At 38.7% G+C, this 15,230-nt stretch carries 8 protein-coding genes; all 8 read right to left on the bottom strand.

Translation table 11 applies throughout. The annotated features are described in order from the left end of the window. Positions 1–142: 142 nt before the first annotated feature. Entirely contained in the window at positions 143–2,824 is a 2,682-nt protein-coding gene (locus N5O98_RS15470; protein ID WP_118161057.1) for an alpha-L-rhamnosidase, read from the bottom strand. A 9-nt stretch (positions 2,825–2,833) separates the two neighbouring features. Next, a complete protein-coding gene (locus N5O98_RS15465; RefSeq protein WP_118161061.1) occupies positions 2,834–4,240 on the bottom strand; it encodes an SGNH/GDSL hydrolase family protein in 1,407 nt (468 codons plus the stop codon). A gap of 45 nt (positions 4,241–4,285) precedes the next feature. Continuing rightward, on the bottom strand, positions 4,286–7,375 hold the full coding sequence (locus tag N5O98_RS15460; RefSeq protein ID WP_118161056.1) for a discoidin domain-containing protein: 3,090 nt from the start codon (positions 7,373–7,375) through the stop codon (positions 4,286–4,288). A gap of 48 nt (positions 7,376–7,423) precedes the next feature. Further along, positions 7,424–9,763 carry a GH92 family glycosyl hydrolase gene (locus N5O98_RS15455; protein WP_118161055.1) on the bottom strand — a complete coding sequence of 780 codons (2,340 nt, stop codon included), beginning with the start codon at positions 9,761–9,763 and terminating at the stop codon, positions 7,424–7,426. Positions 9,764–9,781: 18 nt separating this feature from the next. Continuing rightward, a complete protein-coding gene (locus tag N5O98_RS15450) occupies positions 9,782–12,346 on the bottom strand; it encodes a glycoside hydrolase family 38 C-terminal domain-containing protein (protein ID WP_118161054.1) in 2,565 nt (854 codons plus the stop codon). 12 nt (positions 12,347–12,358) lie between these two features. Then, complete coding sequence (locus tag N5O98_RS15445) at positions 12,359–12,589, bottom strand: hypothetical protein (RefSeq protein WP_004312118.1); 231 nt, start codon at positions 12,587–12,589, stop codon at positions 12,359–12,361. 77 nt (positions 12,590–12,666) lie between these two features. Beyond that, positions 12,667–13,191, bottom strand: coding sequence for an RNA polymerase sigma-70 factor (locus tag N5O98_RS15440; RefSeq protein WP_004312117.1), 525 nt, complete (start codon positions 13,189–13,191; stop codon positions 12,667–12,669). Between the two features lie 192 nt (positions 13,192–13,383). After that, positions 13,384–14,988 (bottom strand): DUF6377 domain-containing protein, encoded by a 1,605-nt coding sequence (locus N5O98_RS15435; protein ID WP_008020697.1) that lies wholly within the window; start codon positions 14,986–14,988, stop codon positions 13,384–13,386. Positions 14,989–15,230: the final 242 nt, after the last annotated feature.

The following is a 15,230-nucleotide window of genomic DNA, read 5'->3' as shown; positions in this document are numbered from 1 at the left end:
ATGATGTGGTGTCTTTAAAGTTACTAAAAAGCAAACATATCTACAACTTTTAATAGGATTAAGAAAGAAGAAGACAGTTGAAATAAAAAAGAGATTACCACCAAATTTGACGAAGAACCATAAATACACTCTAGTAGGGTATCTATTTCAAATTAAATAGAAAATCATAATGCCCTGCTTCTACATCAACAGTCTGCTCCTTAACGCTCACTTTCTTCTTATTCTTTTTACATGAGACAGCATTATTAGGGATGCAAACTGTAGCCGTTGTTCCGGCAGGAACTGTCAATTGAAGATTCAACTGATTATCATCTTTCAACTTCCAATTAACAGCAATTGTGCCATAAGGTGATTCTTTCGTTACTTTTGCCCAGGTCACACCGTTTGGAGTTTGAGGATCGACATAGAAGTGACGATATCCAGAGTTAGCCTCGTCAAGACGTATTCCTCCTACAGCCTGATAAAACCAAGTACCAATTCCATTGTAACAATTGTGCACACGACTTCGTTCTCCGCTCCAATATTCCCAAGTCGCTGTTGCACCATGGTCAATCATATACAGATAACCGGGATAATCACGTTTCTTCATCATTTGATAGAAGAAATCCACTTGTTTATTCCGAACAGACCATTCTGTCAAAATAGATACTCCAACCAGACCAACAGCAATATGTCCTTTATATTTTTCTTCGGTCATCATAACAACATTCTCTTTCACTTTATTGTACAAAGAATCAGGTACAACACCTACCAACATAGGATAGCACATATCCAATTGTGAGCCGGTAGAATAGATCCCTTCATCCGCACGGTAGAACGTCTGATGAATCAACTTGTTAAGTTTTTCTCTACGCATAGCAAACTCTTCCGCCTCTTCTCTTTTTCCTAATGTTAAGGCTGTCTTATACATAGTGCTCAAGCATTCGCTGATAAAACAGTTACTTACCAAATCCACTGAAGCCTGATTACCTGCATCTACTCCCATGGGTGCCAGCCAATCACCCAAATACCAGTCACGGTATTTGGTATCGGGCCAACGTTTCAGCAAACCATCTACTGTATATTTATCAACATACTTAAACCACTCTTTCATTTGAGAATAATACTTCTCAATCAAGCGGGGATCATTATAGTTGACATACGTTCTCCAGGGAGCCTGTACAAAGAATCCGCACCAATACGGACCGCCGCCACCGGCACCCGGATTAGGACCAACATGCGGCAAACTTCCTCCTTCACGCATGGAATCTCCCCATGTTTGCACCCAGTTTTCAAAAGTAGGGGCTACATCGTACATCGTTTGCAAAGACATCGTTGAGGAGTTTCCATCACCACCATATCCTGCACGTTCCAAATGCGGACAGTCTACCATATATCCACTAAAAGTCAGACATTTCATCGTATACTGAATCATTTGGTGAATAGCATTCAAGTCGGCATCCGAACATTCAAAAGTTGCGGTCTGTTTATAATCTCCATAAATCTGCAGAGATTTCATAGCAGCTGTTTCCGGTTTTTGAGGAAGATTGGAGATGCGCACATATCGAAAAGCGTGATGATTGAATTTATTTCTGAAGTATTCTCCTTGCTTACCACCAGATATATAAATATCACTTTCACCTTGCTTGTCAAATTCACCGTCTTTCGTCAAATTATCACTATATTCCATAATAACTTCATGACCTGCCGGCAATATAGGCATTTGCATCTCAAACCATCCGGTCTGAACCTTTCCCATATCTACCAGCCAGAGACCTTCACCCAGCTTCTTTACAGAAACAGCCTGCAAAATCTGATGTATCTTGTTTATCTCACACATTTGAGGGGAAGCGATATGATCGGGAACATTCACTTTCACAACAGGAGTCCATTTCATTTTATCTAAAGCTTGTGTTGAAAGATCTCGCGGAAGAATCCTTCCATCCACCCTCTCACCTCCAAACTGCAAAGCACGCCAAGTACCTGTATCAGAATAGCCACTTTCACGTCCGTACCATGATCCGTCTGTCTTCGTTACGACTTCCCATTTACCATTTCTCAACACATCCAATTCTGCTTTTACCAGCGGACCTTCATAAGCTGCTCCGAAAGTCGTCGTTTTATACCAACCTTGTCCCAGCCAGATAAGCAGATCATTTTCTCCTTCTCTTAAATAAGGAGTAATATCATAAGTAACAATTAGTGAACGTTTAGATAAATGTGATACAGCAGGGGTCAGAACGTCCTCCCCAACCTTTCTCCCATTGATATAAATTTCGTGATAACCTAACGTATTTACATGCAAGAAAGAAGTCTCCCCTTGAGTCAGTTTCACTTTTTTGCGAAGAATAGGAGCACAAATCTTACCACCTTCAACAGAAGCCCCTATATATTCTCCTTTCATCTGTGACTGATCCAAGATGCCAACTCCAAAACGGGCAACAGGACTCCATGATGAAGCTTGTTTTTTAGCATCCCAAACACGTACCCGCCAATAACACAAAGAACGAGAAGTTAAAGTCTTCCCTCGATAAGGTACCATAACCGAAGTTTTGGATTTCAATTTTCCGGTATTCCATAAATCAGCTTTATTCTGCACCAACAGAATACTATCCGGAGCTACCTGTATTTCATAATAAGTTTGCCCGCCTTTCCAGCCGTCCCCCTTTAACTTCCAACTAAAGTGAGGAGTTACATTATCAATCCCCAAAGGATCAATAAGATTCTCACATTTTAATTCCGCCAAATAGAAAGGCGAAGTTTTCTCATTTCCATATACTATCATCGACAGACAACAGAAATAATAAATCAAACCTAAACATAACAATCGTTTCATTCTATTCATCTTCTATTATTATTCAACTCTTGCCAGCCTCACTTTATGAGTGACAGGTTTATTGATTTTATAAATTGTTTCAACGAGACTCTTTATATAATTGCTCCAAACTTCCCGTATTTCGGGGTTCATCGCTTTTATATACCAGTCGTAGCTCATCCTGAGAAACCCATCTTTAGGTAAGTACTCTTTTAGCTTATCAATAGCCTTCTGATCGTCTGCAAACAACAATCCTTCTTTTTTCAGGAATGAATATTCGGTCCACAAGTATTCTCTAAAACGTTTCTCCACTTCAAACCGTTCTTCATTCAGATACATGATTTTCGCAGCTTGTTGATATTGGGGAGTATTTGGGTAATCTGCCAAATTCACACCATTCGCCAACTTTTCGGATGAGAGATTGTCAATAAACTGATTGTCTATAGTTAACCGATACATTCCTTTCTCTAAGTTTGTTACCTGAAAACGTTCCTGATTAAACTCTTCCATAAATGGAACCAACTGCATTGCATCGCGTTGTGACCTTTTATTTCCCCAGCCACTTCTAGAAATAGAATCCAGCGGATAAGGAAGAGCATACGCCAGATAATCAAAAGTCAGATCAGCTCCGTTCTTTTTTAGTTTTGAAATCTTACAGTTCTTATGGGTTATTACAGATGAATGATATGCATCAATAGATACTGACGACACTTCATCCCCAGCCAATCCCTGTGCTTTCAGAAACAAATAGGCCATAACCATCTGTCCGTCATTATCCGGATGAATTCTATCTATCCTGCAGAATGTAAATGTAGAATCTGCCTCCTGCTCCTTTCTGCTTATCTCACGCATCGGTTGGTTAAAATCAACAAAACCCCAGCCATTCTTTTTAGCCGATGTACGTTGGGCATCTATGATTTTTAAAATGGCGTTATTCTTATTATGCAATATAAAATTATTAAACCGGGAAGTCTCATCATAAGGAGAACCACCAATCAAAACTTTCTTTATTTTATTTTTAGCCAATAAACGTTCTTCTATTTCCCGATAGCTTTCCAATGACTTTGCAATCCGTTGTTCCGACAGTTCTTTTGCATCGTCTTTCATGTAAATATCATAACCGGTATCATTCATACCGAAAGTTAGAGTCACATAAGTTGGTTTCCTGTTGAAAACATCATAGTCCAAGCGATCCTTCATATCCCACGCACTCTCTCCACCAATTCCGGCATTCATGATAGTAATCGGTTTATCCGGGAAACGAGTCATGTAATACAACCAGATAAATGAATGATAATGTCCGCCGTGAGTAATGCTGTTTCCTACAAATACCACACGTTCCCCTTCTTCAAACCGAGGTATTGTTATTTGTGCCTGTAAGTAATCGCAATTTATATAAACTAAAGATAACAACAAGAGTATCCTCATTTTTAGTCTATTAGCCATTTTCTTTATTCTTTTAATCAAACCATAAAGATAACCGTACAACAATCAATCTGCTATATCCAGCTTATTCTTCTCTGCTTTCCCATACTGTTTCACCAATACACTTACGCCTCCTTTCAACAGTTCGGGAGTTGCCTCCATAGTGATAACCTTTTCTTCACCAGGCATCAACGTCGCATAATTATCGGACATAATTATTGGAAGTATTCTTTTCTGCGTAGCCTTATTAACAAGCCTCACCCGATTAGCAAAAGCCACAGTCTCGGAATTGTTCTTTACAGCGATCTTCATCTTTCCGTCAGACATCGATTTATCCACCAATTGGCAAGACAAATCGGCCTCTGGGAGTGTATTCAGCAATGTATAATCAAGATCATTCACACCATTCCGCCAATAGAAGTTTTCAGAGATTAGATTACCTTTGACATCTGTCAGTTCCAACTTGATAAAATGAAGCGGAGTCAGTTCTTTTATCTCTTTTGGTTTCTCACCGTAGATTTCGAATTCGAACAATGAATATCCAAACTGTGTGGCACGGCTGATGCCTGCCAATTTCACATAACGTGCTGTAACAGGTTCCAATTCAATCTGTTCAGTACCACCTCTTCCATCTTTGTTGGCATAAACGGTTTTCCATTCTTGCGCATCATTCGATACTTGCAGTTCGTATTTCTTAGCACAAGCTGCCTCCCATTTCAAAATAGCCTTTTCTATCTTTTCTTCTTTACCAAGATCAATGTATATCCATTGAGGATCACTGTATGCACTTTCCCAACGACTTCCCGCTCCTCCGTCAGTAACCATTGAAGCACTTTTAGAGGCACCTGTTGAAGAAGAAGCTACAGCCTTCTTTCCATAAGCCAGATTGAAAGGGTTAAAGTTCAAAGAAAATGCTTCTGCAATGTTGCTGGCTGCCACATCGACCTGTTTTGCCTGTCCGCATGCAGGCACTTCTTTTCCATTCAAGTTGTAAATTGCAGCTTTAGCTATTGCACCTTTCAAGTCCTTTGCTGTAGTATTTATTACTTTTATATTGTTATTGGAAGCATTCCATTGGATATGTAAAGGTTCACAAGCCTTTTTTGCTCCCCAATAAGCACCTGTAGGATCGTAATAATAGTCATAAGTCTGCCATACAAACGAGGGATAAGCCGGATGGCTCATCCAGATCAGAAGTCCGGCTGCATCATTCCACATCTTATCGTTCCAAGCCTCATACATACCTTTCATCACTTCGATATTCAGCATTTGCGCTTTCTCGCAGAATTCTTCCAATCCGGATGATTCTCCGTACTGTGTGTTCACTGAATTCTTATAATTAACCGGGTTGGCATTAGACGCTTCCTTACCGAAGAAATGTTTGTTCCATACATTGTCATCATCATTCTTCAACTGCTCATCAGTAGGCAGAGGCCACCAGTCTTTTTGCGGGATAAACTCTTTGATACTTTCAAATGTGGGGAAAGTGGCCGTTCCTATTTCTGTACGCATACCATAACCGTGATCAATACCGTATGGATAAGCCGGTGTATTAAATGCCAGATTACTGCCTGAAGTTTCAAAATGGTGTCTTGGAGGTTGATTTCCCCACCAACCACTTCCGGACAGTCCATCCTGATTGGAGCAAGACTTATACATACGGTCATTATTGTCCTCCTTCGCAATCATTTCACGCAGGTAATTATCCAAATCAGGTGTCGGATGCGTTTCATTTGCTCCACACCAAATAGCAATAGAAGGATGGTTTCTAAGGCGTCTGACTTTATCAAGAGCATTCGCTTTAAATGCTTCCGGTTGCGCCACGTCATTGTATGCTACATATAACCAGAAATCATTCCATACCATAATCCCATATTTATCACAATAATCATAAAACTCATCATCAGTAACACACCCTGTCCATAGACGGATCATATTGTAGTTCATTTCCTTATGAAGTCTGATTTTCGTTTCATACTCTTTACCCTGACAGCGAAGCAGATATTCGCTCATTCCCCAGTTTCCACCTTTCAGATAGATCTTCTGTCCGTTGATAAAGAATGTAAGAACAGGATATCCCACTACATTATCGACCATTTTATACTCATACTTCTTGATACCGAATGTCATTTCTTTTACATCCGACACTTTTCCATCTACAGAACAAGTTAGCTTACAAGTATAAAGATTGGGATCACCATAACCATTCGGCCACCAAAGTTTCGGATGGTCAACGACCAATTGCGCTATGTCATCTTTGTTAATAGATAGTCTGGCTGTTGTTCCTCCTTCTACCCGAATGTCTTTAGAGAAAGAAATATTCCCCGGCTGAATCACTCCGGATACAACGACATCTTTGGGGGAAGAAGAAGCATTTCTAATATCTGTTGAGACAGAAAGCTCTGCTTTCTGCAAGGTCGGTAACTCTGAACGTACCCAAGGATCTTCCATCACTACATCTCCCGTTACCACAAGATAAGCATTGCCTGTGATACCAGCCAGACGTCCCGGTACGTATGGCATCCAGTCCCAACCGGCACCAGCCAGATAACTGGGGCTACACGCAACTCCATACGGGTCTTTAGCCTTACGCGTCTTTTTCTGATCGGCATCGGTAATCAGAACAGCTATCACATTCTTACCGGATTTCTTTACTAGATTGGTTACATCAAACTTCGAACGCAACATGTGACCGCTTACATCTTTAGTAGATGTTTTAGTCCCTGATATCTTTTCGCCATTAAAATAAAAATCGGCAAAGCGATTCGTATTGTCGAAATGAAGCCATACCCGCTTCCCCTCCGAATAAGAAGACGGGAGTTCGAATTCCGTACGATACCAGAAAGGACGGTTATAAAACGTTTCGTCTACTTTATAAATATTATCGGCATAATTAGGATCAGGAACGATTCCTGCTTCAACATAAGCAGTAAAAACAGTTCCGGGAACCACACCTTTAACGTAATCGGACATTTTAAATTCCGGAGTAGAAATCTGTTCTCCGGTTATGTTCTCTAAATCTGCCTGGGGTTTCACTTCCCAGATAATCCGAGGATTAGAGCTGTTCAAAGACATCCATGTACTCTGCTCTGCACACCCTGTCTGGATTAGAGTACATATAACCGATACAATGATAAGCCCAAGTTTATTCATCATACTATCAAGATTTTAAAGTAACAATTTGTTTTAGAGTATGTTATTCAATCAAAGTCCCCACTCAACATTAGGTTTATCACCCATAAACAGCTCCAATGTACCTCCGGCTGCAATGTCCGCAAAATCAAGATAACATTTATTGTATTCCTGACCGTTCAACAAGGCCTTTTGTATATAGACGTTATTTATGCTGTTATTATGAGCTATTACCGTGAATTTCTTACCAGTATAATAGCTGGGATCAAGATTGAACTCTACTTTATCAAAAACCGGACTTGTAATCTCCATACGTGTATTTCCCGGACAGGAAGGATGAATACCGGAAGCAGCCAACACATACCACGCTGACATCTGACCTACATCTTCATTGCCAACAATCCCTTCAACTTTGTTTGCATAAGCCTTTTCACATGTATAGCGTGTCCATTTTTGAGTATACCAGGGAACTTCAAGCTGATTGAACAAAAAAGGAACGAAGTGCACAGGTTCATTCGCATGGTTATAATATTCATTCCACAGCATATTAGAAGGAGTTTTATTAAAGAAATCTGTTAAATCCGCAATAACTTTCTCCTTACCACCCATCAAATTCACCATTCCCGGAATATCGTGAGGTACAAACCAACCTTGCTGATAAGGGTTTGCTTCTATACACCCATACCATTCTTTAAGACGTGCATTCTCCGGCCATTCTACCCATGCACCATCTGCTTTACGGGGACGGAACCACCCCTTTTCTTTATCAAAAATAGAATGATATGCCTGTCCCTTTTCATAGAAACATTTGGCATCGTCTTCTTTCCCCATAGCTTTCGCTAATTGAGATATACACCAATCAGTATAAGCATACTCCAAAGTGGTTGAAATACTCAATGGTTCCGGAGCATACCCCAATGAATCATTACCAAAACGACGGGATGTGTTAATGGCATAACGATACGCTTTCTCTGCATCATACGTACGAATCCCTTTGATATAAGCATCCGCCAAAACAGACAAAGCAGGATTTCCCAACATACAGCCGGAATAGGAATTCAGCAATTCCCAACGTTCATAGTATTCGCGCCCACTCTGATCTGCCATAGTAATCAATGAGTTCAGTTCATCACTTACTAAACGCGGATTAATTATAGTCTGCAAAGGAAACTGACTACGAAATACATCCCATCCACTGAATATAGTACGTTTTGTAAAAGTGCTGTCAGCCGTATGTATTTTATAATCACCACCTACATAACGTCCGTCTACATCTGTATAGATACGAGGATCAATCATCGTATGATACATGGCAGTATAGAATATCGTTTTTTCATCATCCGTACCACCGGATATCCGGACACGATTAAGTTCTTTGTTCCACAATTCAGTAGCTTCCTGCTTTACTTGTCCAAAATTTTTAGAGGCTATTTCTTGTTCAAAGTTATTTGCAGCACCCTCCATATCAACAAAAGAGATACCAACTTTCATCTCTACAGTCTCTCCCTCCTTCGTTGGAAATTCAGTAAAAAAGCCCAGATGTTTACCCGTCAGTTCTTTCTTGTCTTTTATAACCGGAGCTTGTGATACACGAGTCAAATAAGGAATACTCACTACTTCATCACGTTTCCGAACCCAATGTTCGGGAATATCTGCACTCCAAAAGCCATAATTAGTCAAAGGTTTACTAAATTGTGCATAATAATAAACGGTATAATCGGCTTTTCCTTCACCATTACCCCATCCACCACCATCAGGTGTACACTTCATCCATCCTTGAATAGTGTAATCATCTACAACTTTAATATACTGTGAAGTAGATGTTCCCCCTACTCTACGAGCTAAATCAATCTGAATACGCGATTGGTCACTAGAAGGATAAGTAAAATGTAAAATTCCACAGTGCGGTGTCGCACTACTTTCTACTTTGATATGATAATCAGTCAATTCTACCGAATAATATCCGGCCTTAGCCGTTTCAGTGGCTTTGTTATAAGCCGAACGATATCCTTTTATACTATCATTATTCTCTTTACCTGCCACTTTATATAATTCACCAGTTGTAGGCATCACAAGAAAATTGCCCAAATCACCAAACCATCCCACACCACTCATCTGGGTAAAGGCAAATCCTTCGATTGTCTTATGTTCATCACTGTATCCGGAACCGTTATCACCTCCCGTTATTGTATTAGGACTAACCTGTACCATACCATACGGAGTCGTAGCTCCGGGAAAAGTTTTACCTAATCCGTGATAAACACCGGCAGCCCCTACACTAGTACTGGCACCAATAAACGGGTTTACATAATCGGTCGGAACCCAATCTTCCGATACGGTATTGGTTGATGAGCAACCCGTCATCCAACACAAAAAGCAAACAATTAAAAGATTAGCAGTCGCTTTATACATAACAATAATCTAATTATTTTAAGTCAAACTAAGAACGAAAGTCTTAATACCAAAACGAGGCATTGAAATCGTCATTTCCGATTTACCTGCACGTGTTTTTATCTTCTTTCTTTCGATACATTGTCCATTCAAATCAACTTCCTCCACTCCGGATAATGGCATGTCAATGGTAACCTTTTGTAATCTTTCGTCTCCTTCAGAATTGAACAGGCGCAATAGTACCTTTCCATCTTTCATTTGAAGAGCACTCACTTGATAACCAGTATTCTGTAAATCAATAAATGATTTCGATTCCGGTTTCGCCACTGGATAGCAAGAATGCAGCAATGGTTCATTCCAACAATCGCTATCATCTGCGATTGATGCTTTGTCCCATTTGCCACGATGAGGTATAATTGCATACTTCATCCTCAAAGGGTGTGTTATTTTATAATCAGGTCCCCAAAGTCCTCCACCCGAATATTGAGCAGTCAGTCCTAGCGGATAGTCCTCTCCATAAGAATAAGAAGTAGTATGGTCTGATAATAAAGCCAGAGCATAGTCGCCTTCCTGTTCAGCCAAGTCAACCCAATGAAGTATAATATTATGTTTGATTTGATCCCAAGAGTCAAAGAAAGTATCAGTCAGTTTGCTTTCGCATACATCAAACGGTGCATTTTTATAAACACGGGGAGAATGTAAATCAGTCGGGAATAATACACTTAGTTTAAACCGATCGTCACAATAAGCCCGACGATTATCACGCCAACGTTCCTCTTTATATTCACCAATACCTACATTCTTTTTCCAGTCAACCGTCAAATCAAAATCGATCCGTCTCGTTCCTTTAGTGAGAGTGATTACCTGTGTAAACGGATGGGAAGCAATCTCACCCTCTATCTTAATTTTTTGCTCATATACATTATCCCTTACTACTGTCAGCTTGGCCGGAGTCTCTATAGAAGAACGAAATTTACCTTCTTCATAAAAAAAGCCTCGTAGCTCCCCTAAGGCATATTTCTCCGTTTTACCTGCAAAATCCTTATTCCCTTCTTTTTTAGCTATCAGGCTTTTTATGGTTCCTCCCTTTGATAAGTCAAAAACAATTTTATACATATCATTTTCAACCACGTATTCCTGTTTATTCACCTTATTACCTTCCAAAACGAATCTACTCTCCGAAGCCTCTTTCTTACCGGCTTCTTTCTTTTTTATACAATACGTGGAATAACCAAAGGGAGGAATCTCTGCCTCAAAAAATAATCTTATCTCTTTACCTCCATTTTCTACCAAACAACCTATATCTTTACCTTTCCAGTCATAAACACTTAAATCCGCATTTTCAAATTCCGTAGGCAGAAGAACACTTACGATTTCCTTTCTTCTCATTCCTAATGTATTAAAAACACGTATATATTGCTGTTGAGCATTATTTTGCGGAATAAACTTTTCATTAAAGCTCCGCATAGATGCCTCAATAATTCCATCTGCAAGATGATTGGTACTGTCTGTCCATCGCTTAATCTGATCAGCCCATGTTCCTTTCCTATTCAGTCCATTATAAGGCACAATCCATGAATCATGATGTTGTGCCAACATCAGTGTACGCCAAGCCTCATCCATATCTGCCTGTCGACAAATATATTTATTTTCCAGATAAGCCATTACAGACATTTTCTCTGCCATGACAATTCTATTTTCTGAAACGCGTACTTCTTGCGCTATTTTTTGCAAAACCTGACTTCCCCACATAAGATTCACATGTATATCTTCCTGTGAAAAATACCAGTTATCATCCGTTTTTCCGATGGAGACATTTTCAATGTAATCTCTCCATGTCATATATATAGAGTTATTTTTTGTGTTCTTTCCACTCCCCAGCCATGGGCCGTTTTTCCATCCGGCATCCTGAAAACACATACCAACGGGGTGTTTGATACCTGCATTACGGCAATCTTTTAAATAAGCATCCGAATTTCCCCAAGCAGTTGTCTGCCAAGTTGATCCCGGCTCTAGTTTTTCACAAGCATATCTGGGAACGGTCAAGATTGCAGTCCCGTCCGGTCCCACCCAATTAACCAATTCTCCGCCATAAGCAGCAGTATACCCTCCCCAACAGGTATTGGGACATTTCAATACAGCATATTTAAAGCCGAACTGTTTAAGGATTTGTGGCAAGCAACTTGTGAAGCAAGGTTCTTCTACCGAATAGGTTACAAAATCCACCCCCGGAAAATGTTTGTTTATTTTAGCAATACCATATTGAAACTGTCTTATTATACTCTCTCCCGAGATATTATAGCAATAAGGCTGTGCATAAGTAGGGTTCGTAAACTCTACCTGGTCACTGGTAGCCATCTCTTTAAAACGCAAATAAGCCTCCGGAGTCTGTACTCTGACTGTATCCCATGTTTCAGGCTCTATCTCCATACAAATCCGCCAGTCCGGATGCATAGCCAGCTGATCCACAATAAATTGAGTTTTCCACTTTACCGGATAATGGCCATATATCCCGCCATGATACCCATCAACAAAATAAGCTTGTTGAGAATAAACATTTGCACAAAAGAAAACAGTCAGTAATATGATATAAATTTTATTCATGGTATCCTAAACCTATTTATCTTTGTGTTGCTCCATTCTACACATAAATTCATATAATTTATGTTGGACAACTTCTTTATTATTTTCATATTCCGGAGATATCCAATCAACGAGTGCCAGCAAAGTCTGATTTTCTATAAATTCTTCCTTCAGCCTTTCGTTGTTTTCCACTTCTATGAGAAACTCTGTTTTTTCATCAGAAGTAAATTCATCCGCAAAATATTTATTCAGACAATTCTCCATATACACAGTCCTTTTTTATCAAAGAACGATTATCTCAATAAATACCCCTAAAAAATACCGATAAAATCATTAAAAAGTTATGCAGCCAATGTTACATTGAGTTTTGCTCTCAACTTTTTTAGTGCTATTCCCATCTGACATTCCACTGTATTTACCGAAATGCCTAAACGTTCGGATATTTCCCTATACTTCAATCCTTCCATGCGACTTAACAAAAATATGTCACGACATCTTTTAGGCAAACTATTGATAGCATCCCGTATCAGGTTCTCCATCTGATTTCTTTCTGATATATCATATACATCAAAACGATCCAAAGATTGCAATTTCAGATTCAACTCAATCTCAAAAGAAGCCTTCACATTCTCGACATACTTTTGCTCGAATACTTTATGCTTTAAATAATCCAAACATTTGTTTCTTACAAGCCTGAAAAGATAAGCATTCATATTCTCAATATGATTCATTGACTCTCTCTTTTCCCATAAGTCTGTAAACACATCTTGCGTTATGTTCTCAGCATCCTCTTCCGACATCACAAATTCTTTTGCAAACCGAACTAGTTTGGGATAATAAATAAGATACAATTCTGAAAAACTCATAGTTGTGTGTTTCTTTAGATTAGTATTCAGTTATCAAAAATCTTGTGATGCAAATATAGAGATGAAAAAAGCCTACTTCTTAGTGGAAGTAGGCGGGAAAGTAAACGTTTTATAGATCAATTATTGTATATACACTTAATAATCAATAGTTTACAACAAGACCATTTTTTAGTTTTGGTAAACCGGATAGAATCATTTTTGAGACAAAGAACCAAGCTTTTTTACCTCCTCCTCAAAGATATTACTATCAAGAGTGGACATTCTCTTCACTTTACTCTTATAATTATAGATTGTCTGCACAGAATAATGCAAAAATACAGCGATCTGTCCAACATCGGTAATTCCTAACCGTATCAATGCAAATATGCGTAATTCTGTATTCAGTTGGTCCTTTTCCAGTTTATAACGTTCCTCCGGTTTCAACAAAGAATTGAACTTTTCCACAAAGTTAGGATACAAATTAAGGAACGCTTTATCAAAGTTATGATAAAGTTCTTCAAGTTCCTTTTCAAAAGGTCGGGAGGATGACTTATATAAATCATCAATCTGTCCGGTCTTGATTTTCCTGTTCACATTCTTCCTGTACTCATCGAGTTTATTAATATAAACGGCACATTGATTCATAAAATACCCCACATATTTTTCCTTAATCAGATTAGCTTCGTCGAGATTCTTATTCAGCCCGACCAGTTCCTCATTCATAGCTTTAAGATGCCGTTTAGCCCGGGATACAATTTTTGTTTGTTTATATGTAAAATACAGGGTGATAGCAAGAGCTACCACAAACAAGCTAGTCAGAAATATATAGAAACGGAGGTTCTGCTTTTGTTTTTCCAACCGGATCAAGTATGTATTTTCAATAATCGGATGGATGCGGGCAATTACCGTATTCTTAAAACGGGAATTATAAAAGATGGCATCATCCAACGCTACTTTAATATAATTATAAGCCCTGTCTATATCTCCTTTATGATATAAATTAACTGCCAATGTCAATAATGCCTCATTCTCTTTGACAGCCAGTTTTGTATCTGTCATAGCAGCCAGCATTAGAAACTTTTCTTCCAATGCATAATTCCCAATCAACCGATAAGCCCTGGCAAGTCCCATAGCCATCATAGCATAGCCATGAGATGCCGGCTCTTGTTTATCATATATCTCTGTCAAAATCAGAAGAGCCTCTTTGGTACTTCCCTTATCTTGAAGCTTCACAGCTTTTTCTTTTCTATATTCATCCGACTGGTCAAATAAGATGCTCATCACAGTATCCCGATAAGCCTCTTTTTCCGATATATACTCGTTTGAAAACCGTACATCGTCCGTGTATTTAATGAGATTTTCATAATAACGTATACGATTCCAGCAATACAAAGCTTTCAAATGATCGGGTAAATCCGCACATTTTATCGACTTAAAAATATCATTTGCTTGAATAAACAAACCGGATAAAGAATAGACAAAAGCCAACCGGAGCTGCTCTTCCAAAAGATATTCTTTATTACCGATCGTTTTTGCTATATCAATATTTTCATGAATGTATTGTTCTGCCGAGTCACAGACAAAAGTCTCATATTGATGGATAATCTCTTTATTTAAATTGTATATATCCTCCAACGAATTAAGGCCAACTTTCTTTTTCTTTAATTCTTTTATGGTAGCTTCTTTTTTCTGGGTATATATCAAACGTTCAGAAATCACTTTGTCCAACACCTTCAACAAAGAATCATTCTCACTATCTGCATAGAGGTAAAACAAGGAGTTTAGAAGGAAAAATATAAACCAAAGTGTGCGTTTCATAATCATGTATTCTTTCTTAATCTGCAAAAAAATGTATTTTCTTTGTGTTATTCGCCAAAAAGAGCGTAAATCATTCTTTTTATTGCATCTTTTAACAAATGAAGATGGAGAAATTACCCCATTCTAAATGATATTTGTGAAACCATGCTGACTAAAAAATGAATCTAAAAGATATGGAGTTAAAAAAAGCTTTTTTGCTATACGGACTTTGCAAAAAGTATAAATATTAGTTCTATATTTGC

Origin of the sequence: Bacteroides sp. LFL-34 (genome assembly GCF_027257075.1) — a bacterium.
Taxonomy (GTDB): Bacteria; Bacteroidota; Bacteroidia; order Bacteroidales; family Bacteroidaceae; genus Bacteroides; species Bacteroides ovatus.
This window is presented reverse-complemented; position numbering and strand designations above follow the sequence as displayed.

Excerpts from the sequence above, each read along its gene's own strand:
- N5O98_RS15445 (WP_004312118.1), bottom strand. The coding sequence starts at position 12,589 with ATGGAGAATTGTCTGAATAAATATTTTGCGGATGAATTTACTTCTGAT.
- N5O98_RS15440 (WP_004312117.1), bottom strand. The coding sequence starts at position 13,191 with ATGAGTTTTTCAGAATTGTATCTTATTTATTATCCCAAACTAGTTCGG.
- N5O98_RS15455 (WP_118161055.1), bottom strand. The coding sequence starts at position 9,763 with ATGTATAAAGCGACTGCTAATCTTTTAATTGTTTGCTTTTTGTGTTGG.
- N5O98_RS15460 (WP_118161056.1), bottom strand. The coding sequence starts at position 7,375 with ATGATGAATAAACTTGGGCTTATCATTGTATCGGTTATATGTACTCTA.
- N5O98_RS15435 (WP_008020697.1), bottom strand. The coding sequence starts at position 14,988 with ATGAAACGCACACTTTGGTTTATATTTTTCCTTCTAAACTCCTTGTTT.
- N5O98_RS15470 (WP_118161057.1), bottom strand. The coding sequence starts at position 2,824 with ATGAATAGAATGAAACGATTGTTATGTTTAGGTTTGATTTATTATTTC.
- N5O98_RS15465 (WP_118161061.1), bottom strand. The coding sequence starts at position 4,240 with ATGGCTAATAGACTAAAAATGAGGATACTCTTGTTGTTATCTTTAGTT.
- N5O98_RS15450 (WP_118161054.1), bottom strand. The coding sequence starts at position 12,346 with ATGAATAAAATTTATATCATATTACTGACTGTTTTCTTTTGTGCAAAT.